We start from the raw sequence: 22,786 nt of genomic DNA, 5'->3' as shown, positions 1-22,786 counted from the left end.
CTGGAAAGCGTGCGGGTCGAAAGTTCGCACCCTCCGGACAGCCGCGGTCCAGCATGGCTGGACGCTACTTCTTGGTCGGCCCGCAGCTGTCGCACCCCCCACAGGCACCGCCACCACCGCTGGCCGGCGGCGCGATCTTCCGCCCCAGCGCCTGCAGCCCGGCCGCGCGACCCGGCTTCAGCAGGGCCAGCGCCAAGGCCCCGCGCAGCGTGCGCACGGTACCCGGGAACTGCTTCTTCAGTACCACCCAGGCACTGACCAGCACGGCCACCGCGATGATCAGGTACTGGATCAGCAGCCCGGTATCCATCAGCCGCCTCCCAGCGCCTTGGTCACCTGATAGGTGATCAGCGCGGCCACGTAAGCCGCGGCAAACAGGTAGAACGCGGCAAAGCCCATCTGCTTCCACGAGTTGGTCTCGCGTTTGATGGTCGCCAGCGTCGAGATGCACATCGGGGCGTAGATGTACCAGACCAGCAGCGACAGGGCCGTGGCCAGCGACCAGCCATCGCTGATCAACGGGGTCAGCGCCTGGCTGGCGGCATCGTCATCGGCGGCCGACAGCGCATACACGGTGGCCAGCGAAGATACCGCCACCTCACGCGCGGCCAGGCCCGGGATCAGCGCGATGCAGATCTGCCAGTTGAAGCCCAGCGGTGCGAAGAACACCGCCATCGCATGGCCGATCCGGCCGGCGTAGCTGTAGTCGATGGCCGGCATCGTGGCATCGGCCGGGGCCGCCGGGAACGACAGCAGCACCCACAGCAGGATGGTCAGCGCCAGGATGATGCCGCCGACACGCTTGAGGAAGATCATGCCGCGCTCATACAGGCCCACCGCCAGGTCACGCACATGTGGCAGGCGGTACGACGGCAGCTCCAGCATCAGCGGATGCTCGCTCTTGTCGCGGCGCCACTTCTTCATGATCCACGACATCGCCAGCGCACTGAGGATGCCGGCGGCGTACAGGCCGAACAGGACCAGGCCCTGCTGGTTGAATACCCCCCACACCGTCTTCTGCGGAATGAATGCACCGATCAGCAGGGCGTACACCGGCAGGCGCGCCGAGCAGGTCATCAGCGGTGCGACCAGGATGGTGGCCAGGCGGTCACGCGGGTCCTGGATGCTGCGCGTGGACATGATGCCCGGCACCGCGCAGGCGAAGCTGGACAGCAGCGGGATGAATGAGCGGCCGGACAGGCCGGCGGCGGCCATCATGCGGTCGAGCAGGAACGCCGCACGTGGCAGGTAGCCGGATTCCTCCAGCACCAGGATGAAGAAGAACAGGATCAGGATCTGCGGCAGGAACACCACCACGCCACCGACGCCGGCGATGATGCCGTCGGTCAGCAGGCTGGCCAGGGGGCCCTCCGGCAACACGCTGCCAACGAGAGCACCGAGCCAGGCGAAGCCAGCCTCGATGCCATCCATCAACGGCGTCGCCCAGGCGTACACCGCCTGGAAGATCAGGAACATCACCACTGCAAGGCTGATCAGCCCGAACACCGGGTGCAGCAGCCAGCGGTCCAGCGCGTCGTCGATCTTCGCGGTCCGCGCCGGCATCCGCACGGCGACCGACAGGATCTCGCGCACCTTGCCGTGGTAATCGATGCCACCTTCCGGGCCCGGCACCGGCGCATCCAGGTGCGGCACCATCGCATCGAGGCGCTCGACCAGGGCCTTGGCACCCTGCTTGCGCACCGCCACGGTCTCCACCACCGGTACGCCCAGCTCGCGCTCCAGCGCGGCCACGTCCACCTGGATGCCACGGCGCTGGGCCGCATCGACCATGTTCAGCGCCACCACCATCGGCTTGCCCAGCTCACGCAGCTCCAGCGCGAAGCGCAGGTGCAGGCGCAGGTTGGTGGCGTCGATCACGCACAGCAGCACGTCCGGCGCAGCTTCGCCCGGGTAGAAGCCCCGGCACAGGTCACGGGTAATCGCCTCGTCCAGGCTGGCCGGATGCAGGCTGTAGGCGCCCGGCAGGTCGAGCACGGCGAATTCGCGGCCGGACGGCGCACGCAGGCGGCCTTCCTTGCGCTCGACGGTGACGCCGGTGTAGTTGGCGACCTTCTGCCGGCTGCCGGTCAGCTGGTTGAACAGCGCGGTCTTGCCGCTGTTGGGGTTGCCGACCAGCGCGATGCGCAGCGGTGAGGCGGAGACAATGGCGGTCATGCGCGTCGTTCCTGACTGACGGCGTCGACCACGACGCGCTTGGCTTCACTGATCCGCAGCGCGAACCGGGTGAACCCGACCTGCACCAGCAGCGGCTCGCCCCCCACCGGGCCCTTGGCCACCAGGCGTACTTCCTCGCCATTCACGAAACCCAGCTCGCGCAGGCGGCGGGCAATGGCATCGTTGGCATGCAGGTCCTGCACGGACTCGACCACGGCCGAGGTGTGCAGCGGCAGTTCGGACAGCGTCATCTAGCGTGTTCTCTGCTGGATGTAAATGGTTCTCGATTCTAACATTCCCGCGTCGCGTCATGGCCCATGACCAATGGCCCGCTATGATCCATACAGGTATGGACTGACCCTGGAATCCCATGAACGATGCTTTGCAGATCGAGCGCCGTGGCGCTGTCCTCACCCTCTGGCTGAACCGGCCGGAGCTGCACAACGCCTTTGACGCCAGCCTGATCGCCCGGCTGACTGCCGCACTGGAAGCCGCCGGCGGCGATGATTCGGTCCGGGCCGTGGTGGTCGCCGGTCACGGCGCTTCCTTCTCGGCCGGTGCCGACATGCAGTGGATGCGTGGCATGGCCGCGGCCAGCGAGGCCGACAACCGCGAGGACTCGCTTGCCCTGGCGCGGCTGATGCGCACCCTGGACGAGCTGCCCAAGCCGACCCTGGCCCGGGTCCACGGCGCGGCCTTCGGTGGCGGCGTCGGCCTGGTTGCCTGCTGCGACATTGCCATCGCCAGCACCGCGGCCCGCTTCGGCCTGACCGAAAGCCGCCTGGGCCTGCTGCCCGCCGTCATCTCGCCCTACGTGATCGAGGCCATCGGCCCGCGCCAGGCCCGTCGCTGGTTCGCCACCGGCGAGCACTTCGATGCCGACACCGCGCTGCGCATCGGCCTGGTCCATCAACTGGTCGAACCCGAGCGCCTGGACGAGGCGCTGGAACGCCAGCTGGCCCTGCTCGACAAGGCCGGCCCGATCGCCTCGTCCACCGCCAAGCAGCTGGTGCGGCAGGTCCGCGACAGCCATGACCGCGACGCACTGGATCGCGATAATGCGGCCCTGATCGCGCGCCTGCGGGTCTCCGCCGAGGGCCAGGAAGGCCTGGGCGCCTTCCTCGACAAGCGCGCCCCCCACTGGGTCACGGAAGCCTGAACATGCTCGATCATCTTGGTTTGACCAGCGCCGACCTGGCGCGCAGCAGGACCTTCTTCCTGCAGGCACTGGCGCCGCTGCAGATCGGCGTGGTGATGGAAGTGACCGCCGAACAGACCGGCGACCACGACCACGTCGGCTTCGGCAGCGACGGCAAGCCGTTCTTCTGGCTCGGCAATGGCGGCACCGCCAGTCACGGCGTACACGTGGCCTTCGCCTGCGCCAGCCGTGCGCAGGTGGATGCCTTCCATGCCGCCGCGCTCGCCGCCGGCGGCCGCGACAACGGCGCGCCGGGCCTGCGCCCGTGGTATCACCCGGATTACTACGCGGCCTTCGTGCTCGACCCGGACGGCAACAACATCGAAGCGGTCTGCCACCGCCCCGCCGATGGGGCAGCCGCATGAGCGATTACGTCCGCATCGTCGAGGTCGGCCCGCGTGACGGCCTGCAGAACGAAAAGCAGTCGGTGTCCACCGCCGACAAGATCGAACTGATCAACCGCCTGTCGGCCACCGGCCTGCGCAGCATCGAGGCGACCAGCTTCGTCAGCCCGAAGTGGATCCCGCAACTGGCCGACGCCGCCGAGGTCTATGCCGGCATCCAGCGCAGGCCGGGTGTCCACTACCCGGTGCTGGTACCGAACGAACAGGGCTACGACCGCGCCCGTGCGGTCGGCGTCGAGGAGGTGGCGGTGTTCACTGCCGCGTCCGAGGCGTTCAACCGCACCAATACCAATGCCGGCATCGACGAGTCGCTCGCCCGGTTCGAGCCCATCCTGCGCCGCGCCGCCGCCGATGGCGTGCGCGTGCGCGGCTACGTCTCCACCGTGCTCGGCTGCCCCTACCAGGGCGAGGTGCCGCTGGCCGACGTGGTGCGCGTGGCGCGCGCGCTGCACCAGATGGGCTGTTACGAAATCTCGCTGGGCGACACCATCGGCGTCGGCACCCCGCGCAAGGCACGGGCGATGCTGCAGGCGGTGGCGGCCGAGATTCCGATGACGGCACTGGCCGTGCACTTCCACGACACCTACGGCCAGGCCATCGCCAACATCGCCACCTGCCTGGAAGAAGGCGTGCGCGTGGTCGACAGTGCCGTCTCCGGCGCCGGTGGCTGCCCGTATGCGAAGGGCGCCAGCGGCAATGTGGCCAGCGAAGACGTGGTCTACCTGCTGCAGGGCCTGGGCCTGGACAGCGGCGTGGACCTGCCGGCACTGGCCGAGACCGGCCGCTGGCTGGCCGGCCTGCTCGGTCGCGCCACCGCCAGCCGCACCGGGCAGGCGCTGGCCGCCGCAGGTTGACCGCCGCACTGCGCCGCCCTGCTGCGGCGGCGCAGTGCACAACAGCGACGGTCGCGGCTTCCGTTAGAATCGGCGGTTCTCGAACCTGCAGGACCGTTCAATGCAGCTGTCTTCCGTACGTGCCGTGATCACTGGTGGCGTCTCCGGCCTCGGCCTGGCTGTGGCCCAGCACCTCGTCGCCCAGGGCGGCAAGGTGGCCCTGTTCGATCTCAACGACGACAAGGGTGCGACCGCCGTTGCCGGGCTGGGTGCCGACAACGCCCGCTATTTCAACGTCAACGTCAGCGATGAGGCCGCCGTGGCTGCGGCCATCGACCAGGCCCACGATTTCCTCGGCGGCCTGAACGTGGCAATGAACTGCGCCGGCATCCTCGGCGCCGGCCGCGTGCTGGGCAAGGACGGCCCGATGCCGCTGGCCGGCTTCCAGGGCACGGTGATGGTCAATCTGGTCGGCAGCTTCAATGTCGCCAAGGCCGCGGCCAACCGCATGCAGCACAACGAGGCCGGCATCGATGGCGAGCGCGGGGTGATCATCAACACCGCCAGCATCGCCGCCTATGAAGGCCAGATCGGCCAGGCCGCCTATGCCGCCAGCAAGGGCGGCGTGGTGTCGATGACGCTGCCGATGGCACGCGAACTGTCGCGCTTCGGGATCCGCGTCAATACCATCGCCCCGGGCGTGTTCTGGACGCCGATGGTCGATGGCATGCCCGAAGCCGTGCAGCAGTCGCTGGCCGCCTCGATCCCGTTCCCGTCGCGCCTGGGCAAGCCGGAAGACTTCGCCAGCCTGGTCGGCTTCATCCTTGGCAACACCTACCTCAACGGCGAGACCATCCGCCTGGACGGCGCTACCCGCCTCGCTCCGAAGTGATTCCCCCGGGCGCCGGGACGGCGCCCTCCCCCAACGACCTAGATCACCATGAAAGCCAACGACATCAAGAAGGGCAACGTCGTCGAGTACAACAACGGCGTGTACCAGATCCGCGACATCGAGCGCAGCTCGCCGCAGGGTCGCGGCGGCAACGTCCGCTTCCGCTTCATCATGTACAGCGTGCCGGGCGGCAACAAGCTCGACGCCAGCTTCGATGCCGACGACAACCTGGTCGAGGTCGAACTGCTGCGCCGCCAGTCCACCTATTCGTACAAGGACGGCGATGCCTTCGTGTTCCTCGATGACGAGGACTACACCCCGTACACCCTGGACGCGGACGTGATCGGCGACGACGCCGGTTACATCACCGACGGCCTGACCGGCATCTACGTGCAGGTGATCGACGAGCAGCCGGTGGCGATCCAGCTGCCGGCCTCCGTGGTGCTGGAAGTGATCGAGACGCCGCCGGAACTGAAGGGTGGCACCGCCACCAAGCGCCCGAAGCCGGCCAAGCTCAACACCGGCATCGAGATCATGGTGCCGGAGTACATCGTCAACGGCGAGCGCGTGCTGGTGAACACCGCCACCGGCGAATTCGCCGGCCGTGCCGACTAAGCACCCTGCGCCGATCGTCTGCCGATCGCTGCCTGCGGCAAGTTCGCCGCAGGCAGCAAGCGGCGCATCGCTGACAGCAGTTGTGTAGAGCCGAGCCCGCGCTCGGCTGCGGTGGGTTGGACAGGTGCTGCAGCCGAGCGTGGGCTCGGCTCTACAGGAAACTTACGGCTGTTTCGCACCGAAGTTGCCGCAGCCATGGTACTGGCGGGTACCGACAGTCAGCATCGCCTTGGCCTCGAATGCCTCGCCGCTCATGTCATCCTGGCAGGTGGTGCGCTGGAAGCTGAGCTTGACGTCGGTGCCGTCGGACGCCTTGCCGCTCCATCCATCAGCGCCCTGGGTGGGCCTGGCCACGTCAAAGCGGCGCTCGCCGTAGTCAACTTCCACCTGCAGGCCCGGCATATCGCCATCGACGACTGCTAGCCATCCAGGTTCATTGCCGGTGGCACGGAACGCGGCATTGCCGGCGCTGCCATCGCCTTCGGTGGCTTCCACCGCATGGCACTCGCGATCCGGCTCGCCCTTCAGGCTCAGCAGGCCATCATCGCTGCCCTTGGTCCAGAAGCTGTTGCCAAGGCCATCGCTGTACTTGGCGCCGGATGCCGCGCGCTCGGAGGTCATGGCGAAGCGACGCTCGCCGATCACCAGCGTGGCAGCATCCTCGCCATTGAAGGTCGCGCCCACACTCAGATCACCACACTGGTAGGCGGTCTCGCTGCCACCTTCCGTGTTGGCGCTCGGCTGCAGCGTGGCAGGCGAGGCGTCATTGCTGCCCGCCGCGGGTGCCTGGGCCGGCTGGCACGCGGCCAGGACCAACCCCAGGGACGCTGCCAACAGACTGGGAACTACACGCATGGCTCGACTCCTTGTCGACACTACAGGAATGCTCGACCCTACCACCTCGCGGTGAGCGGGGCCTGAAAACGGCCTGACCGCACTCATGCGGCCAGCACCGCCATCGACAGCAGCTGCGCGCCACTGCCGCCGGAACTGCAGGTCCAGACCCGCAACAGGCGCAGCTTCAGTTCGCGCTCGCGGCCCTGCTGCCAGACCGACATCCGCACGTTGCTGGACAGCAGTGCCAGCCGACCACACAGCAGCGTTTCAACGGCGTGCAGCTGCAGGCCTCGCACCTGCAGGCTACCCGCCAACCAATCACCCAGCCACGGCAGATCGAGCATGCGGCCACCGTGGCCGTCCATCATGAACAAGGCTGGCGATACCAGCGCGTTCAACGCATCGTGATTGTTCTCCAGCAGCGCTGCGCACAGGCGCTGCTCCAGCGCCAACAACTGCTGCTCATGCAGATCTTCAACGATGTTCCGTTCCATCCACGGTTCCTCCCGGCATCGGCCGGCGCCTGCGCAGGCGCTGCGCGATCCACTGCCGCGCGCCCTGCACCACTACATAGAAGACCGGCACGAAGAACACCGCCAGCACGGTCGCACTGACCATGCCGCCGAACACACCGGTTCCAATCGCCTGCTGGGTTTCCTTCGACGCGCCCTGCGCCAGCATCAGCGGCACCACGCCCAGCGCGAACGCCAGCGAGGTCATCACGATCGGGCGCAGGCGCAGCCGCGCCGCCTCCAGCGCTGCTTCAACCAGACCGCGCCCCTGCTGCTGCAGCTGGCGCGCGAATTCGACGATGAGGATCGCGTTCTTCGCCGACAGCCCGATCACGGTGATCATGCCGACCTTGAAGAACACGTCGTTGGGCATGCCGCGCAACAGCACCGCGGCGACCGCGCCAAGCAGGCCCAGTGGCACCACCAGCAGCACCGCCAACGGAATCGACCAGCTCTCGTACAGCGCGGCAAGCACCAGGAACACCACCAGCATCGACAACAACAGCAGCCACGGCGCCTGCGCCCCCGACTCACGCTCCTGCAGCGACTGGCTGGTCCACTGCAGGGCAAAACCGGACGGCAGCTTTTCGGCCAACCGCTCCATCTCCGCCATGGCCTGGCCGGTCGACACGCCAGAGGCCGGGGCGCCGGACAGGTTCAGCGCCGGGAAGCCAAGATAGCGCTGAAGCTGCAACGGCGCTTCGGTCCAGTGCGGGGTGACCAGCTCGGACAACGCCACCATGCCGCCCTCGCTGTTGCGCACGTACAGCTTCAGCACGTCTTCCAGCTCCATCCGGTGCGGCGCATCGGCCTGCAGGATCACCTGCTGCAGCCGTCCCTTGTTGGGGAAGTCGTTGACGTACTGCGAGCCCATGGCTGCCGACAGCGTGCTGCTGATCTGCTCGAAGCCCACGCCCATTGCCTCGGCCTTGGCCCGGTCGATGTCCAGCCGCACGCTGGTGCCGGCCGGCAGGCCATCGGCATGCACCTCCGACAGCAGCGGGCTGGCTTCGGCCAGCTTCAGCAGCTGCTGCAGGGCCGCGCGCAGTTCGGCCTGGCCCTGCCCGGTGCGCGCCTGCAGCGCCAGCGAGAAGCCGGACGAACGTCCCAGGCTGTCGATGGCCGGCGGCATCACGCTCATCACCTCGCCCTCGGCAATCGTGGCCATCGCCTGCTGCGCGGCCTCCACCTCACCGGCCGCGGTTGCGCCTGCGCGCTCACCCCAGTCCTTCAGCATGGTGTAGGTCAGCGCCGCACTCGGGCCGGAACCGGAAAAGCTGTAGCCGAGGATCGACTGGTTGGAGCCGATGCCCGGACGCGAGGCCACGTGCCGTTCGTAGGCTTCGACCACGGCCAGCGTACGCTCGGCCGTCGCCTCGGCCGGCAGCTGGATCGAGGTCATGAAATAGCCCTGGTCTTCTTCCGGCAGGAATGCGCCCGGCAGCCAGTGCAGGCCCAGCAGCAACGCCGCCACCAGTGCGGCGAACACGCCCATCACCCGCCCGCTCCGCTGCAGCACCGTCGCCACACCACGCTGGTAATGCCCGGTCATCCGCTCGAAGCCCCGGTTGAAGGCGCCGAACAGCCCGCCGCGACCGTGATGGCCGTGGTTGGCCTGGCGCAGCAGGGTCGCGCACAGCGCCGGCGTCAGGCTCAGGGCCAGCAGCGCCGAGAACAGGATCGACACCGCCATCGCCACGGTGAACTGACGGTAGATCGCGCCCACCGAACCGCTGGCGAACGCCATCGGGATGAACACCGCGGTCAGCACCAGGGTAATGCCGATCACTGCGCCGGTCAGTTCACGCATCGCCTTGATGGTGGCCTCGCGCGGCGGCAGGCCCTCCTCGGCCATGATCCGTTCCACGCCCTCGACCACCACGATCGCGTCGTCGACGATGATGCCGATGGCCAGCACCATGCCGAACATGGTCAGCACGTTGATCGAGAAGCCCAGCGCCAGCATCACCGCGAACGTACCCAGCAGCGCGATCGGTGCGACCAGCGCCGGGATCAGCGTGTAACGCCAGTTCTGCAGGAACAGGTACATCACCGCGAACACCAGCAGCATCGCCTCCAGCAGGGTCTGCACCACCTTCTGGATCGATATCTTCACGAACGGCGCGGTGTCGAACGGGATGCTCGCTTCCACCCCGCGCGGCAGCAGCGGCGCCAGCTCAGCCATGCGCTCACGCACCGCCGCAGCGGTACGCACCGCGTTCGCGCCCGGGCGCAGCTGCACGCCGGCCGCAGTGGCTGGATGGCCGTCCTCGCGGGTGCCCCAGGCATAGCTCTGCGCGCCCAGCTCGACGCGGGCGACATCACCCAGCACCACCCGTGAACCGTCGGCGCCGGCACGCAGTACGATCGCCGCGAACTGTTCCGGCGTGGACAACTGGCCGTCGGCACTGAGCGGCACGGTGATGCGCTGGCCTGGAACACCCGGCGAATCACCAATGCGTCCTGGCGAAATCTCCAGGTTCTGCTGCTCGATGGCGGCGGCCACATCGCCCATGGTCAAGCCGTAGCCGGTCAACCGGGTCGGGTCCAGCCACACGCGCATCGCCTGCTCGGCACCGAACAACTGCACGCGGCCGACGCCATCGATACGGCGCAGCTCTTCGATGATGTTGCGCGCCATGAAATCGCCCAGCGCGGCCTCGCTGACGCTGGCATCGGGCGAACGCAGGCCGACCAGCATCAGGAAGCCGGAATCAGCGGCCTCCACGAACAGGCCGTTCTGGCGCACGCTGCGCGGCAGCCGCGGTTCGATCGCCTTGATCCGGTTCTGCACGTCCACCTGCGCCAGCTCCGGATTGGTGCCGGGCTTGAAGGTGGCAGTGATCGACGCTTCGCCGGACGCGTCCACCGACGACTCGAAGTACAGCAGGTGCTTGACGCTGGACAGCTCGCGCTCGATCAGGCCAACCACGGCATCATTCAGCGTCTGCGGGCTGGCACCCGGGTAGCTGGCATAGATGCTGACGCTGGGCGGGGCGACTGCTGGATAGCGCTCCACCGCCAGCCGCGGGATCGCCAGCACGCCGGCCAGGATGATGAAGATCGCCAGCACCCAGGCGAACACCGGGCGATCGATGAAGAAACGTGCCATGTTGGATTTCCCTGGAGGGACCGGCCCCGGAAAGGCTCAGCCCTTGCTGCCGGCCTGCACTGCACCGGCGCTGGCGACCGGCATCTGCCAGTCGCGCGCATCGACCACCACGCCTTCCTGCAGGCGCTCCTGGCCCTCGACCACCACCTTCTCGCCGGCCTTCAGGCCCGTGCGCACCAGCCACTGGCGATCGACACTGCCGTCCACTTCCAGCGTGCGGATCACCGCCTTGCCGTCGGCGCCGATCACCCAGGCATAGGCCTGGCCACCGGCGCTGCGCAGCACCGCCTGCTGTGGCACGGTCAATGCACTGGCCGGCGCGCCACGTGGCACCCTCGCGCGCACGTACATGCCGGGCAGCAGCTGTCGCTGCGGGTTGTCGACCAGGATGCGCAGGATGACATCACCGGTTCGCGCATCGACATTGATGCCGGAGAACAGCAGTTGGCCGCGTTCGGGCAGTGGCTTGCCGCTGGCACCGATGATCGTCACCGGCAGCTCGCCGCCACCGGCGGCACTGCGCTGCAGAGACTCCAGCTGCGCCGCCGGTTGGCGCACATCGACGTAGACCTGGTCGATCTGCTGCACCACTGCCATCGGCTCGGCATCGGCCACGCCCACCAGTGCGCCTTCGGTCACCAGCGCCTGGTCGATGCGGCCGGCGATCGGCGCGCTGACCGTGGCATAGCGCAGGTCAAGCTGGCGACGGGCCAGGATCGCGCGCGCTTCGTTCACCGCGGCACGGGCCTGTTCGTACTCGGCACTGGCATCGTCGCGATGCTGCTGGCTGACGGCCTGTGCGGCGGCCAGTGCATGCAGGCGCTGCGACTGCACGCGGCTGCGGCCCAGCGCCGCTTCGCTGCGCTGAAGGGCTGCCAGTGCCGAATCAACATCTGCACGGAACGCCGCCGGATCGATCTGGAACAGGGCCTGGCCGGCGCTCACTTCTGCGCCCTGGTCGAACAGGCGGCGCTGCACGATGCCGCCCACCTGGGCACGGATCTGTGCGGTGCGCACGGCAGCCACGCGGCCGGGCAGTTCGTCATCGCGCTGTACCACCTGCGGGCCGACGGTGACCACGCTGACACGCGGTGCGGCTTCGGGAGTGGCTTCGGGGGTTGAGCAGGCCGTCATGGCCAGGGCGAGGGCCGCGATCAACGCGACCGGAGTCCTGAAGGTTCTCATTGCTGTGCACAATGCCGCGCAGGCGGCGGATAGGTTCTGAAGCGCGCAGTGTGCGTGGCAATGATGGGGTTTCGATGGAGGAACTGTGGAGATACGATGGAGGCAAGCACCTTACGGCCCCGCCCCTGCATGCATGCCTCCCCCGCCCTCGCCGCCCTGGTCCTGATCGTCGAGGATGAGGCCGAGATCGCCGATATTCTCAGCGCCTACCTGGAACGCGAAGGACTGCGCACGCTGCGCGCGGCCGATGGCCATAGCGCACTGGACCTGCATCGCAGCGCCCGCCCCGACCTGGTCCTGCTCGATGTACAGCTGCCACGCCTGGATGGCTGGAGCGTGCTGACCCAGCTGCGCCAGCGTGGTGAGACGCCGGTGATCATGCTGACCGCGCTGGACCAGGACCTGGACAAGCTGACCGCGCTGCGCATGGGTGCCGACGACTACGTGGTCAAGCCGTTCAACCCGGCCGAGGTGGCGGCGCGCGTGCGCGCGGTGCTGCGGCGTACGCTGCGCGCCTCGCGCGTGGACGCGCCCACTGCGCTGCGCGTCGGCCCGCTGCTGATCGACTCGGCCACCCACGCCGTGCACGTGGAGGGCGAAGGCTATAGTCACGAAGTGCTGCTCACGCTCACCGAGTTCAAGCTGCTGCACTGCATGGCGCTGGCACCGACCCGCATCTTCAGCCGCAGCGAGCTGATGCACGAATGCCTGCCGGAAAGCGAAGCGCTGGAGCGCACTGTCGACAGCCATGTCAGCAAGCTGCGCCGCAAGCTGGACGAAGTGGGCATGGTCAATGTTCCGGCCAGTGTGCGCGGCGTCGGCTACCGGTTGATGGCTGACCGCTGATGGCCCGACTGCGCCGTTCCGGGCTCAGCCGCCACATCATCGTCTCGATGTCGCTGATGGTGATCGGCGTCATCGTGATGATGATCCTGTCGTCGTGGCTGCTGTACGCGGTGCTGGTCGAGTTCTTCCCCGGAAGTACCGAAGAGCCGGAAAGCTGGCTGCCGACCGGGCCGGAGCTGGCATGGATGGTGGGCGTGATCCTGACCGGCCTGGCGCTGGCCATCGCCGCCTCGTTCCGCCTCGCCCACCGCATCCTGTCGCCGTTGAATTCGCTGGTGGACAGCGTGCGTGCGCTCGCCAGCGGTGACCTTGGGGCGCGCGCCAACGTCGAGGAGAATTCGCCGGGCGAAGTGGCAACCCTGGTTGAGGACTTCAATGCGATGGCGCGCCGCCTGCAGCACATGGAGAGCGAGCGCGCGATGTGGCATGCGGCCATCGCACATGAGCTGCGTACTCCGGTGACGATCCTGCGCGGCCGCCTGCAGGGACTGGCCGAGGGCGTGTTCCAGCCGGACGAGTCGCAGTTCCGCAGCCTGCTCGCCCAGGTCGAAGGGCTGTCGCGACTGATCGAAGATCTGCGCGTGCTGAGCCTGTCCGACAATGCGCGGCTGGACGTGCGTCGCGCACGCACCGACGTGGTGGCCGAGGTGCATTCGGTGATGACGCTGGTCGACCCGCAGTTCCGCGCTGCGGGCTTCGTGCTGGAACTGGAAACCAGCCGCGAGGAACACAACGCGCACTGTGATCCCACGCGCCTGCGCCAGGCGCTGCTGGCGCTGCTGGAAAACGCGCGTCGCTATGCCAGCCCAGGCAAGGTGCGCATCGCCGTGCATGACACGCCGGGCCATGTGCAGGTGGCCATCGAGGATGAAGGCCCGGGGATCGATCCCGGACTGCATGCCGACATCTTCACTCCGTTCATGCGCGCCGACGGCTCACGTTCGCGCCAGGGCGGTGGCAGCGGGCTTGGCCTGGCGGTGGTCAAGGCCATCGCCGATGCACATGGTGGCCGTGCCTGCTGCACGCCCGGCAGCTGCGGCGGCAGCCGTTTCGTCATCGAACTGCCGCGCCAGTAGCCGGACCAGCGGCCTGCGTGCGCAGGTGTGCTCCCAGCGCGGCCAGATTGGCGTCGATCGCATCCATTTCCTCACGCTGCTGCGCCGGCAACTGCTGGCGAAGCTGCACACGCAATGCCTGCCATGCCGGTACCGCCTGCGCACTGGCAGTGGCCACGGCCGCAGACAGCAGTACCTGCTCGTCGCCCAGCGGCAACCCATAGCCGCCGTCCTGCAGCAGCGTCCCCGGGCGCAACCACTGCCCACTCTGCGCCAGCAGGCCGCGCAGGCTGCGGGTTTCCGCGCTGTCCGCAGCAGCCAGCAGCTGCCGCTTGAGCACATCGCGTGCCCGCAGCTCGGCACGCCGCTGTGCGGCCTGTTCCAGCAACAGCAGGCCGGCACTGGCGCGCAGGTCGCCCTTCAGCAGCCACGGTGCCCGTTGTTCCGCCGGCAGCTTCAACCAGCCGCGCACATCGCGGGCGGGCAGGCTCAGCTGGGTCGCCGCCACTGTGAACAACTGCTGGTAGTGGTCGCGCGCGGAAGCGAAGTAATACCCCTGTGCCTGCGCGGCGTTGCGGTCCGTGAGTACCCGCTCGTCGAGCATGCCCAGCCGCGCCAGCCGGCGCTTGAGACCACGCGGACTCAGCTGGGCCAGCCCGGCCTCGCCCAGCCGCGGCACTCCGGCCTGCAGCAGCTTGGCGGTCTCCACCGCACAGTTGTTGCTGACGAAGTAATAGCGCCCGTCATAGCTCCAGTGCACCTGGGCGGTGCGCTCGAGCAGGCTGGCGATCTCATCGCGCTGCAGCCGCAATGGCAGCGACTGCAGGCCGCGCAGTTCGACCTTGGTGTACTCGTCCACCACCTGCTGCAGCGGCAGCACGAACAGCCGCGACGGGTAGCCGCCGGTCAAGCCGCGCCAGTTGGATATCTGCACGTCGCCCACGAACGCGCGGAAGGACAGCACGCGGTGGTGTTCGAGATCCAGCCTGCAGTCCGGCCCCGGTGCGCGCCCGGGCCTGCAGATCACCAATCGCAGCATGCTGTGGCCCCAGCGGCTCATCGGCTGCGCGCTGCCTTCGGCGAACAGGTAATCCACGGCGTAGACACGCGCGGGGTCGAGCTGCAGCAGCGATGCCGCCCCCTCTTCCGATTCGGCCTGCAGCAAGGGCAACGCGGTCGCGCAGTGCGACTGCGGCAGCGATGGCGGGGTTCCGAAATGGGCCTGGTACCACCGCGCCAGTGCCGGGCGCCGGCAGGCGAACTCGCTGTCGAGCACGAAATGCTCGGCGTTCACTGCCAGGTACTCGGCCGGGTCCTTCAGTTCATACGCATCGGGGCTGCGGTCACGGAAGTCGTTGTCGCCACGGCCGAGATGCCAGGGATTGCGCTGCCAACCCGCGAGGTCACGCCATCGCATGCTCTGCGACCAGTTCGCACCGCCACGGTCGGCGACGTGCGTCAGTTCGTGTACCAGCGCGCTGCGGCGTGCGCGCCGGGCGCCCGGCGCACTGTCGCCCAGCAGACTCCGGCGCAGCGCGATACGGCCAGCGAAGGTGCGGCCATGCACATCGGCCGGCAGGTCATCCGTCCAGCGCACCCGTACCTGCGCCGGCAACGCAGCCAGCAGGCCGTCCGGCAATAGTGACTGCACGTCGGCCAGGGTCTGGCTGGCGAGCCGCTGCTGCGCCGGATCGAGACCGGACGGATCAAGCTGCAGGCGATCAGCTGCAGACGCGACGTGGGCGGTCAGCAGTAGAGCCACGCCAAGCGTGGCGGCGTTCCGTGCAGATGTCATGGAATTGCCGGCCAGCGGCCGGCACTACCCGAAGGCCGGATCAACGCGCCAGCAGTGTGCGGGCCAGTTCCAGGTCGCTCTGCTGCTGCGCGGCGGCGCTCTGCTCACGCAGGTGGGCCAGTGCGGCCTGCAGGCGGGCGCCACGGATCTGGCCGTCGCTGGCAACGAACGCAGCGGCATCGTCGCGCGCGGCCAGCACCACCTTGTCGTCACCCGAGCTGCTGCCCGAGGAGCCGGAGGAAGCACCGGTGGCAGAACCGGCCGAGGTGCCGGCGAAGCTGGAAGCAAAGCCGGCCAGCGGCAGGGACAGCAGGGCGAGCAGCAGAAGCGGACGGGTCATCGGTTCGAAGCCGGTTGTGAGGATGGGTGGAGCGTAACGGGTGGGTGAAGGATTTGCCCGGCTCAGGCGTCAAACAGCTTGCCGGGATTCAGCCGCGCTTGGGGATCGAACGCGCGTTTGACCGCCTTCATCAGCGCGATTTCGGCCGGGCCGCGGGTGCTGTCCAGGTAGCCCTTCTTGACCAGGCCGATGCCATGCTCGGCCGAGATGCTGCCATCGAAACGCGCCAGCACCTGCGCCAGCAGCTTGGTGACGTGCTCGCACTGCGCCACGAAATCGGCGTCACTGGTGTCGTCGGGCTTGAGCACGTTGATATGCAGGTTGCCGTCGCCGATGTGGCCGAACCAGACCACGTCGAAGTGCGGGTAGGCTTGCCCGATCAGCGCCTGGGTCTCGGCCAGGAACGCCGGCATCGCCGAGATCCGTACCGAGACGTCGTTCTTGTAGGGTTTGTAGCGCGCCAGCGATTCGGTGATGCCTTCGCGCAGGCGCCACAGCTGGGCGGCCTGGGCGTCGCTGGCACTGATCACCCCGTCGCTGACCCAGCCGTTGCCCATGCAGTCCTCGAAGGCCGCCATCGCCGCCGCTTCCTGCGCTTCGTCGTTGGCGGCGAACTCGGTGACCACGTAGTACGGGTGCACCTCGTCGAACGGCGCCTGCGCGCCGTGCGCCAGCACATGTTCCAGCGCGCGGTCGGTGAAGAACTCGAAGGCCTGCAGCTGCAGGCGCGCGCGGAACGCGGCGAACACCTGCATCAGCACTTCGAAGCTGGGTACGGCCAGCAGCATCACGTTGCTGGCCGGCGGCGGATCGGTCAGCTTCACCGTCGCCTCGACGATCACCCCCAACGTACCTTCCGAACCAATCAGCAGCTGGCGGAAGTCATAGCCGCTGGAGTTCTTGATCAGGCCCTTGTTGAGCTCGAGCAGTTCGCCACTGGCGGTGACCACCTTCAGCCCGGCGATCCACTCGCGGGTGTTGCCGTAGCGGATCACGCGGATGCCGCCGGCATTGGTGGCGATGTTGCCGCCGATCGTGCACGAGCCGCGCGCGGCGAAATCCACCGGGTAGATCAGGCCGTGGTCCAGCGCGGCGTTGTGCACGGCTTCCAGCGGCATGCCGGCCTGCACCACCAGGGTGCGGTCGACCGCGTCGTAGGCCAGTGCCTTGTTCATCCTCTCCAGGCTGAGCACCAGCTCGCCGTTGGCCGCCACCGCGCCACCCGAGAGGCCGGTGCGGCCGCCCGACGGCACCACCGCCACGCCCTCGGCGGCACTCCAGCGCATCACCGCCTGTACCTCCTCGACCGTGGCCGGCAGTGCGATCGCCAGCGGCGCCGGCGTCCAGCGCCGGGTCCAGTCGCGCCCGTAATGCTCCAGGTCGGCCGGGTCGGTCTTCAGCTTCAGGCCGGGACAGGCCTGCTGCAGCGAGGCAATGCGGGAATCGGTCATGACGGTCCAGCGCGGGGCGTGAAGAACGGGCAAGCGTGCCAGCGGCACGCGCCAGCGTCCAGCCCCGCAGCCGGGCCGATAGCTACGGATGCAACCAATTGCGCACTGCACCATGAGCGCCGTGATCTGGCATAGTGGTCAGCCCCTGTCCCACTGGCCGTGTTGCCCCATGTCGCCGAAGAAGACCTCGTTCCCGAAGCAGGATATCCGCGTGCTGTTGCTGGAGGGGGTCAGCCAGACCGCCGTGGAGGTGTTCAGCGCCGCCGGTTACAGCCAGATCGAAGCGCACACCAAGGCGCTGCCCGAGGACGAATTGAAGGCACGCATCGCCGAGGCGCACATCGTCGGCATCCGCTCACGCACCCAGCTCAGCGCCGAGGTGCTGGCCGAGGCCAAGCGACTGATCGCGGTGGGCTGCTTCTGCATCGGCACCAACCAGGTCGACCTGGATGCGGCCGAACTGGCCGGCATCCCGGTGTTCAATGCGCCCTATTCCAACACCCGCAGCGTGGCCGAGCTGGTGATCGCCGAGGCGATCATGCTGACCCGCGGCATCCCGCAGAAGAACGCCGAATGCCATCGCGGCGGCTGGTCGAAGTCAGCCAGCGGCAGCCATGAAGTGCGTGGCAAGACGCTGGGCATCATCGGTTATGGCCACATCGGCACCCAGGTCGGCGTGCTCGCCGAATCGCTGGGCATGCAGGTGATCTTCCACGACGTGGAAACCAAGCTGGCGCTGGGCAATGCGCGTGCAGCGGCCAGCCTGGACGACCTGCTGGCACGCGCCGACATCGTCACCCTGCACGTGCCGGAGACGCCGGCCACGCAGTGGATGATCGGCAGCACCGAGCTGGCGAAGATGCGCAAGGGCGCGCACCTGATCAACGCCGCCCGCGGCACCGTGGTCGACATCGATGCGCTGGACGCTGCGCTGGCCAGCGGCCACGTCGGTGGTGCCGCGCTGGACGTGTTCCCGGTTGAACCGAAGGGCAACGGCGATATCTTCGAGTCGCCGCTGACCCGCCACGACAACGTGATCCTGACCCCGCACGTGGGCGGCAGCACGCTGGAAGCGCAGGACAACATCGGCGTGGAAGTGGCGGCCAAGCTGGTGCGCTACAGCGACAATGGCAGCACCCTGTCGGCGGTCAACTTCCCGGAAGTGACCCTGCCCGAACACGAGGACAGCCTGCGCCTGCTGCACATCCACCAGAACGTGCCGGGCGTGCTGTCCAGGGTCAACGAGATCTTCTCGCGCCACAACGTCAACATCGACGGCCAGTTCCTGCGTACCGACCCGAAGGTGGGCTACGTGGTGATCGACATCACCGCCAGCGAGGCACAGGCCGCCGCCGTGCGCGACGAGCTGGCCGGCATTCCAGGAACGTTGCGTACGCGCATCCTGTATTGACGCGCGCTGTATTGACGCGCGTCCCGCCTTGCACGTGTAGAGCCGAGCCCATGCTCGGCTGCGGTTCCGGCCTGCATCGAGCCGAGCATCGGCTCGGCTCTACAGGTTGCTAGCGCGCCAACCACCGGCGCGCCATGCGTTGCATGGATTCATCCGATTCGGGGTCGGCCGCGACTTCGGTCACCGCCCGCCAGGCCAGGTCGAGCGATTCCTCGCTGAGCACGAAGGCCTCGCCCCCCAGCGCCCGGATCACGAAACGCACGTCGTAGTGCCAGTGCCCCGGCACGTCCTTGCGCTCGGGAATCCAGTGCTTGTCCAGATCGAAGATGGCCGGGTCTTCCAGTACCAGGCCGCTCAGGCCGGACTCCTCCTCGGCTTCCTTCAGCGCCACCTGCGCCAGATCACGGTCGCCGTCGGCGTGACCGCCCAGCTGCAGCCAGCGCTGCAGCTTTCGGTGATGGGTGAGCAGCAGGCGCTGGCCGTCGGCACTGACCAGCCAGCAGCTTGCGGTGAAGTGGCCGGCCAGCCGTTCGCGACGGAACGGATCTTCTGGATCGTCCAGCAATGTGCCGAATTCGGCAGCCAGTGCGTCGTGGGAGGGCTCGCGGCGGGCATAGTCCCGCAACAGGACGCGCAGGCGATCGTCAAGCACGGCAAGGGTTTCGGCGGTCTGGCGCATAAATGGGGGCGGTTCGGAAAAATACTGCTCATTATCGCCGTTCATTGTTGCGATTGCGCTTGTGCGTTGGCTTCAGCTTTGGCTAAGGTACAGCGGGCCGTTCGCACGGCCTTCACCATTCAAGGTTGCCGGCAACGTATCGGCGGCCCACCCCATCCGATCATTAGGAAGTACTGCATGCTGAAAGCTCTGTTGAGGGTCAAGCCGGTCCAGCCGGCCGGGCACGTCGATGCCGGCGAACCCATCGAAGGCAGCCTGGACGGCGAAGCCACGTTGAAACGGACCCTCACGGCTAAACACCTCATACTGCTTGGCGTGGGTGCGGTGATCGGCGCTGGTATCTTCGTGCTGACCGGCCAGGCCGCAGCCAACCACGCCGGCCCGGCGGTGATGCTGTCGTTCGTGCTGGCCGGCTTCGCCTGCGCCCTGGCGGGCCTGTGCTACGCCGAGTTCGCGGCGATGATGCCGGTCTCCGGCAGTGCCTACTCCTATTCCTATGCCACCCTCGGCGAAGGCATGGCCTGGTTCATCGGCTGGTGCCTGGTGCTGGAGTACCTGTTCGCCTCGGCGTCGGTCGCGGTGGGCTGGTCGGCCTACCTGATCAGCTTCATCACCACCACGCTGCACATGCCCTTCCCGGACCTGCTCAGCGCCGCACCCATCGCCTGGACCGGCAGCGAGTTCGTATCTTCCGGCAAACTGTTCAACCTGCCGGCGGTGCTGATCGTGGCGGCGGTGTCCGGCCTGCTGTACGTGGGCGTGACCCAGTCGGCGTTCGTCAACGCCATCATCGTGGCGATCAAGGTCACCGTCATCTGCCTGTTCATCGGCATCGGCGCGGCCCACATCGATCCGGCCAACTGGCAGCCCTTCATTCCGGAAAACACCGGCGTGCCGGGTGAGTTCGGCTGGAGCGGCATCTTCCGCGCGGCCACCATCGTATTCTTCGCCTACATTGGTTTCGATGCGGTCTCCACCGCCGCCGGCGAAACCAAGGACCCGCAGCGCAACATGCCGATCGGCCTGCTCGGCTCGCTGGCCGTGTGCACCATCGTCTATATCATCGTCTGCGCGGTGCTGACCGGCATGATGCCGTACCACCTGCTGGGCACCGACAAGCCGGTGGCCACCGCGCTGGAGCCCTACCCGACCCTGTCCTGGCTGAAGACCCTGGTCGAGATCGGCGCCATCGCAGGCCTGTCCTCGGTGGTGCTGGTGATGATGATGGGCCAGACCCGCATCGCCTACACCATTTCCCGCGACGGCCTGCTGCCGAAGTTCTTCGGCAAGGTCCACGCTCGTTTCCGCACGCCCTATTGGGCCACGATCGTGGTCGGCGTGATCGCCGCCGCACTGGCCGGCCTGGTGCCGCTGAACGTGCTGGGCGAACTGGTCTCGATGGGTACCCTGCTGGCTTTCGCCACGGTCTGCATCGGCGTGCTGGTGCTGCGCTATACCAAGCCGGAGATCCATCGCCCGTTCCGCGTGCCGGCGGTGTGGATCATCTGCCCGCTTGGCGCTGCGGCCTGCCTGTTCCTGTTCTGGCAGGCGTTCGTGGTGCACTGGCACCTGTTCGTCGGCTGGACCGTGCTGGGCATGCTGATCTATCTCGGCTATGGCATGCGCAACAGCAAGCTGGCCAAGTCACCCTGATCCGCCTACGGGCCGGCCCTGTGCCGGCCCGTCCGTTTTCCCCGCGCGCCAGACACGGCGCGCTTCGACAAGACCACCACACATGTTCAAGCAACTGTGGGCCACCAAGCACCCGCATGCCGCCCATGAAGACGCCAACGGCCTGAGCCTGCGCCGCCACCTCGGCCCCTGGGGCCTGACCGCCCTCGGCATCGGTGCCGTGATCGGCGGCGGCATCTTCGTCATCACCGGCCAGGCCGCCGCCAACCACGCCGGCCCCGCGATCATGCTGTCGTTCGTGCTGGCCGCCATCTGCTGCGCCTTCTGCGCGCTGGCCTACGCCGAGTTCGCCTCGATGGTGCCGGTCTCCGGCAGCGCCTATACCTATACCTACGCCACCTTCGGCGAACTGTCGGCCTGGTTCATCGGCTGGATGCTGGTGCTCGAATACGGCGTCTCTGCGTCGGCGGTGGCGGTCAGCTGGACCGGCTATTTCCTCAGCCTGCTCAGCCAGTTCGACATCCATCTACCGGCGGCGCTGGTCAGTGCCCCACTCGATGCACAGCTGCGCCCCACCGGCGCGATCGCCAACCTGCCGGCCGCTGCGCTGGTACTGCTGCTGACCTGGCTGTGCTACGTCGGCATCAGCAAGTCATCGGCAATGAACATGGCGATGGTCGTGCTCAAGACCGGCCTGATCCTGCTGGTCATCGTGGTCGGCTGGAAGTATGTGGACACCAGCAACTGGACGCCGTTCATTCCCGCCAACGAAGGCCCCGGCAAGTACGGCATGGAAGGCGTACTGCGTGGCGCGGCGATGGTGTTCTTCGCCTACATCGGCTTCGAGGCGGTATCGGTGGCGGCGCAGGAATCGAAGAATCCGCAGCGCGACATGCCGATCGGCATGATGCTGTCGCTGGTGGTCTGCACCGTGCTCTACATCGCGATGGCCGCGGTGATGACCGGCCTGGTGCCGTTCCAGCTGCTGGGCACCGACGAACCGGTGGTGACCGCGGTGGCCGCGCATCCGCAGCTGGGTTGGCTGCGCTGGGTGGTCGAGGTCGGCGCGCTGGTCGGCCTGTCCTCGGTGGTCCTCGTGATGATCATCGGCCAGCCGCGCATCTTCATGATCATGGGCCGCGACGGCCTGCTGCCGCCGGTGTTCACCAGGATCCACCCGAAGTACCGCACTCCGCACATCAACACGGTGATCACCGGCATCGGCATCGCGCTGCTGGCGGCGCTGTTCCCGCTGGACATCCTGGGCGAGCTGACCTCGATGGGCACGCTGATCGCGTTCGCGGCGGTGTGTGCCGGCGTGCTGATCCTGCGCCGCACCCAGCCGGACCTGCCGCGCCCGTTCCGCATGCCGATGGCCTGGCTGATCTGCAGCCTGGGCGTGCTGAGTTGCCTGGCCCTGCTGTCGGCGATGACGATGCACAACTGGATGCTGATGGGCGTCTGGACCTTCGTCGGTTTCGTGATCTATTTCTGCTACGGCTTCAGGCACAGCCGTCTGCGGGGTAAGTGAGGTTTTCTGCATTGCAGGGCCTGCGGCCCTGCACCCGCCTTTGAAGCCGGAGCAACGGCAAGAGCGGGACTGTGGGTTTGGCGGGGAGGCATGGGTTCGCGGGGGACGCCGCAAGTACGTCCATGTAGGCTTGGCAGCCGCATCCATGCGGCTGACTGATCTGGCCCCCTGAAAACGGACGCCATGAAGCCGTTTCAGGCGGCAGTCCGGAGCTGCCGGGCGTAGTTGTTAGGCGAGTGGTAGCCCAGCGCCGAGTGTAGCCGGGCTGGATTGTAGAAGCCGT

General features: G+C 67.7%; 21 protein-coding genes. 10 read left to right on the top strand and 11 right to left on the bottom strand.

Going from position 1 to position 22,786, the window contains the following annotated elements:
* Window positions 1-64: 64 nt before the first annotated feature.
* Genes WDC87_RS11415 through WDC87_RS11405 form a run of 3 tightly spaced genes read right to left on the bottom strand, consistent with a single transcriptional unit; the run spans window position 65 to window position 2,426 of the window.
* Entirely contained in the window at window positions 65-310 is a 246-nt protein-coding gene (locus WDC87_RS11415) for a DUF6587 family protein (RefSeq protein WP_252745280.1), read from the bottom strand.
* Complete coding sequence (locus WDC87_RS11410) at window positions 310-2,175, bottom strand: ferrous iron transporter B (RefSeq protein WP_072168999.1); 1,866 nt, start codon at window positions 2,173-2,175, stop codon at window positions 310-312. The genes WDC87_RS11415 and WDC87_RS11410 overlap by 1 nt, the downstream gene beginning before the upstream one ends.
* Complete coding sequence (locus tag WDC87_RS11405; RefSeq protein WP_049464336.1) at window positions 2,172-2,426, bottom strand: FeoA family protein; 255 nt, start codon at window positions 2,424-2,426, stop codon at window positions 2,172-2,174. The genes WDC87_RS11410 and WDC87_RS11405 overlap by 4 nt, the downstream gene beginning before the upstream one ends.
* Window positions 2,427-2,545: 119 nt before the next feature.
* Here WDC87_RS11405 and WDC87_RS11400 point away from each other — a divergent pair, with 119 nt between their 5' ends.
* The 5 genes from WDC87_RS11400 to yeiP all read left to right on the top strand — a co-directional run bounded on the left by WDC87_RS11400 (window position 2,546) and on the right by yeiP (window position 6,117).
* The gene (locus tag WDC87_RS11400) at window positions 2,546-3,334 is read left to right on the top strand and encodes an enoyl-CoA hydratase/isomerase family protein (protein WP_061479265.1); all 789 of its coding nucleotides are present in this window, start codon (window positions 2,546-2,548) and stop codon (window positions 3,332-3,334) included.
* Between the two features lie 2 nt (window positions 3,335-3,336).
* Window positions 3,337-3,738 (top strand): VOC family protein, encoded by a 402-nt coding sequence (locus WDC87_RS11395; protein WP_072169000.1) that lies wholly within the window; start codon window positions 3,337-3,339, stop codon window positions 3,736-3,738.
* Window positions 3,735-4,631, top strand: coding sequence for a hydroxymethylglutaryl-CoA lyase (locus tag WDC87_RS11390; protein ID WP_065177609.1), 897 nt, complete (start codon window positions 3,735-3,737; stop codon window positions 4,629-4,631). The genes WDC87_RS11395 and WDC87_RS11390 overlap by 4 nt, the downstream gene beginning before the upstream one ends.
* Window positions 4,632-4,731: 100 nt before the next feature.
* Window positions 4,732-5,502, top strand: coding sequence for an SDR family oxidoreductase (locus WDC87_RS11385; RefSeq protein WP_065196763.1), 771 nt, complete (start codon window positions 4,732-4,734; stop codon window positions 5,500-5,502).
* Window positions 5,503-5,550: 48 nt separating this feature from the next.
* Window positions 5,551-6,117 (top strand): elongation factor P-like protein YeiP, encoded by a 567-nt coding sequence (gene yeiP / locus WDC87_RS11380; RefSeq protein ID WP_005409468.1) that lies wholly within the window; start codon window positions 5,551-5,553, stop codon window positions 6,115-6,117.
* Between the two features lie 162 nt (window positions 6,118-6,279).
* On the opposite strand, the gene WDC87_RS11375 is transcribed toward yeiP, so the two are convergent.
* The 4 genes from WDC87_RS11375 to WDC87_RS11360 all read right to left on the bottom strand — a co-directional run bounded on the left by WDC87_RS11375 (window position 6,280) and on the right by WDC87_RS11360 (window position 11,763).
* Window positions 6,280-6,972 (bottom strand): MliC family protein, encoded by a 693-nt coding sequence (locus WDC87_RS11375; protein ID WP_072169001.1) that lies wholly within the window; start codon window positions 6,970-6,972, stop codon window positions 6,280-6,282.
* An 83-nt stretch (window positions 6,973-7,055) separates the two neighbouring features.
* Window positions 7,056-7,448 (bottom strand): nuclear transport factor 2 family protein, encoded by a 393-nt coding sequence (locus tag WDC87_RS11370; protein ID WP_069138645.1) that lies wholly within the window; start codon window positions 7,446-7,448, stop codon window positions 7,056-7,058.
* A complete protein-coding gene (locus WDC87_RS11365; protein WP_252745384.1) occupies window positions 7,429-10,578 on the bottom strand; it encodes a multidrug efflux RND transporter permease subunit in 3,150 nt (1,049 codons plus the stop codon). Before WDC87_RS11365 ends, WDC87_RS11370 begins: the two co-directional genes overlap by 20 nt.
* A gap of 36 nt (window positions 10,579-10,614) precedes the next feature.
* Entirely contained in the window at window positions 10,615-11,763 is a 1,149-nt protein-coding gene (locus WDC87_RS11360) for an efflux RND transporter periplasmic adaptor subunit (protein ID WP_065196766.1), read from the bottom strand.
* A 129-nt stretch (window positions 11,764-11,892) separates the two neighbouring features.
* Between WDC87_RS11360 and WDC87_RS11355 the strand changes: the two genes are divergently transcribed.
* Both WDC87_RS11355 and WDC87_RS11350 read left to right on the top strand, forming a co-directional pair.
* Window positions 11,893-12,609, top strand: a complete 717-nt coding sequence (locus WDC87_RS11355; protein WP_005416361.1) for a response regulator — start codon at window positions 11,893-11,895, stop codon at window positions 12,607-12,609.
* Window positions 12,609-13,685 carry an ATP-binding protein gene (locus tag WDC87_RS11350; RefSeq protein ID WP_065177603.1) on the top strand — a complete coding sequence of 359 codons (1,077 nt, stop codon included), beginning with the start codon at window positions 12,609-12,611 and terminating at the stop codon, window positions 13,683-13,685. Before WDC87_RS11355 ends, WDC87_RS11350 begins: the two co-directional genes overlap by 1 nt.
* Here WDC87_RS11350 and WDC87_RS11345 read toward each other — a convergent pair.
* The 3 genes from WDC87_RS11345 to WDC87_RS11335 all read right to left on the bottom strand — a co-directional run bounded on the left by WDC87_RS11345 (window position 13,663) and on the right by WDC87_RS11335 (window position 17,250).
* The gene (locus tag WDC87_RS11345) at window positions 13,663-15,459 is read right to left on the bottom strand and encodes a DUF4105 domain-containing protein (protein WP_252744361.1); all 1,797 of its coding nucleotides are present in this window, start codon (window positions 15,457-15,459) and stop codon (window positions 13,663-13,665) included. The genes WDC87_RS11350 and WDC87_RS11345 overlap by 23 nt on opposite strands.
* Window positions 15,460-15,499: 40 nt before the next feature.
* Window positions 15,500-15,799, bottom strand: coding sequence for a DUF2388 domain-containing protein (locus WDC87_RS11340; RefSeq protein ID WP_065196996.1), 300 nt, complete (start codon window positions 15,797-15,799; stop codon window positions 15,500-15,502).
* 62 nt (window positions 15,800-15,861) lie between these two features.
* Window positions 15,862-17,250 carry an FAD-binding oxidoreductase gene (locus tag WDC87_RS11335; RefSeq protein ID WP_252744362.1) on the bottom strand — a complete coding sequence of 463 codons (1,389 nt, stop codon included), beginning with the start codon at window positions 17,248-17,250 and terminating at the stop codon, window positions 15,862-15,864.
* Between the two features lie 169 nt (window positions 17,251-17,419).
* On the opposite strand from WDC87_RS11335, the gene serA reads away from it, so the two are divergent.
* Window positions 17,420-18,661: a phosphoglycerate dehydrogenase gene (gene serA / locus WDC87_RS11330; RefSeq protein WP_111008330.1), complete on the top strand. Its 1,242-nt coding sequence runs from the start codon at window positions 17,420-17,422 to the stop codon at window positions 18,659-18,661.
* 109 nt (window positions 18,662-18,770) lie between these two features.
* On the opposite strand, the gene WDC87_RS11325 is transcribed toward serA, so the two are convergent.
* Entirely contained in the window at window positions 18,771-19,385 is a 615-nt protein-coding gene (locus WDC87_RS11325; protein WP_252744363.1) for an NUDIX hydrolase, read from the bottom strand.
* Between the two features lie 132 nt (window positions 19,386-19,517).
* On the opposite strand from WDC87_RS11325, the gene WDC87_RS11320 reads away from it, so the two are divergent.
* A complete protein-coding gene (locus WDC87_RS11320; protein ID WP_005416354.1) occupies window positions 19,518-20,993 on the top strand; it encodes an amino acid permease in 1,476 nt (491 codons plus the stop codon).
* An 82-nt stretch (window positions 20,994-21,075) separates the two neighbouring features.
* Entirely contained in the window at window positions 21,076-22,503 is a 1,428-nt protein-coding gene (locus WDC87_RS11315; RefSeq protein WP_053500013.1) for an amino acid permease, read from the top strand.
* Window positions 22,504-22,786 lie beyond the last annotated feature (283 nt).

Origin of the sequence: Stenotrophomonas maltophilia group sp. Smal12 (genome assembly GCF_037079935.1) — a bacterium.
Taxonomy (GTDB): Bacteria; Pseudomonadota; Gammaproteobacteria; order Xanthomonadales; family Xanthomonadaceae; genus Stenotrophomonas; species Stenotrophomonas sepilia.
This window is presented reverse-complemented; position numbering and strand designations above follow the sequence as displayed.

Bases quoted from the DNA above. Each gene is read 5' to 3' on its own strand.
- WDC87_RS11415 (WP_252745280.1), bottom strand. From the start codon at position 310: ATGGATACCGGGCTGCTGATCCAGTACCTGATCATCGCGGTGGCCGTG.
- WDC87_RS11410 (WP_072168999.1), bottom strand. From the start codon at position 2,175: ATGACCGCCATTGTCTCCGCCTCACCGCTGCGCATCGCGCTGGTCGGC.
- WDC87_RS11405 (WP_049464336.1), bottom strand. From the start codon at position 2,426: ATGACGCTGTCCGAACTGCCGCTGCACACCTCGGCCGTGGTCGAGTCC.
- WDC87_RS11400 (WP_061479265.1), top strand. From the start codon at position 2,546: ATGAACGATGCTTTGCAGATCGAGCGCCGTGGCGCTGTCCTCACCCTC.
- WDC87_RS11395 (WP_072169000.1), top strand. From the start codon at position 3,337: ATGCTCGATCATCTTGGTTTGACCAGCGCCGACCTGGCGCGCAGCAGG.
- WDC87_RS11390 (WP_065177609.1), top strand. From the start codon at position 3,735: ATGAGCGATTACGTCCGCATCGTCGAGGTCGGCCCGCGTGACGGCCTG.
- WDC87_RS11385 (WP_065196763.1), top strand. From the start codon at position 4,732: ATGCAGCTGTCTTCCGTACGTGCCGTGATCACTGGTGGCGTCTCCGGC.
- yeiP (WP_005409468.1), top strand. From the start codon at position 5,551: ATGAAAGCCAACGACATCAAGAAGGGCAACGTCGTCGAGTACAACAAC.
- WDC87_RS11375 (WP_072169001.1), bottom strand. From the start codon at position 6,972: ATGCGTGTAGTTCCCAGTCTGTTGGCAGCGTCCCTGGGGTTGGTCCTG.
- WDC87_RS11370 (WP_069138645.1), bottom strand. From the start codon at position 7,448: ATGGAACGGAACATCGTTGAAGATCTGCATGAGCAGCAGTTGTTGGCG.
- WDC87_RS11365 (WP_252745384.1), bottom strand. From the start codon at position 10,578: ATGGCACGTTTCTTCATCGATCGCCCGGTGTTCGCCTGGGTGCTGGCG.
- WDC87_RS11360 (WP_065196766.1), bottom strand. From the start codon at position 11,763: ATGAGAACCTTCAGGACTCCGGTCGCGTTGATCGCGGCCCTCGCCCTG.
- WDC87_RS11355 (WP_005416361.1), top strand. From the start codon at position 11,893: ATGCATGCCTCCCCCGCCCTCGCCGCCCTGGTCCTGATCGTCGAGGAT.
- WDC87_RS11350 (WP_065177603.1), top strand. From the start codon at position 12,609: ATGGCCCGACTGCGCCGTTCCGGGCTCAGCCGCCACATCATCGTCTCG.
- WDC87_RS11345 (WP_252744361.1), bottom strand. From the start codon at position 15,459: ATGACATCTGCACGGAACGCCGCCACGCTTGGCGTGGCTCTACTGCTG.
- WDC87_RS11340 (WP_065196996.1), bottom strand. From the start codon at position 15,799: ATGACCCGTCCGCTTCTGCTGCTCGCCCTGCTGTCCCTGCCGCTGGCC.
- WDC87_RS11335 (WP_252744362.1), bottom strand. From the start codon at position 17,250: ATGACCGATTCCCGCATTGCCTCGCTGCAGCAGGCCTGTCCCGGCCTG.
- serA (WP_111008330.1), top strand. From the start codon at position 17,420: ATGTCGCCGAAGAAGACCTCGTTCCCGAAGCAGGATATCCGCGTGCTG.
- WDC87_RS11325 (WP_252744363.1), bottom strand. From the start codon at position 19,385: ATGAACGGCGATAATGAGCAGTATTTTTCCGAACCGCCCCCATTTATG.
- WDC87_RS11320 (WP_005416354.1), top strand. From the start codon at position 19,518: ATGCTGAAAGCTCTGTTGAGGGTCAAGCCGGTCCAGCCGGCCGGGCAC.
- WDC87_RS11315 (WP_053500013.1), top strand. From the start codon at position 21,076: ATGTTCAAGCAACTGTGGGCCACCAAGCACCCGCATGCCGCCCATGAA.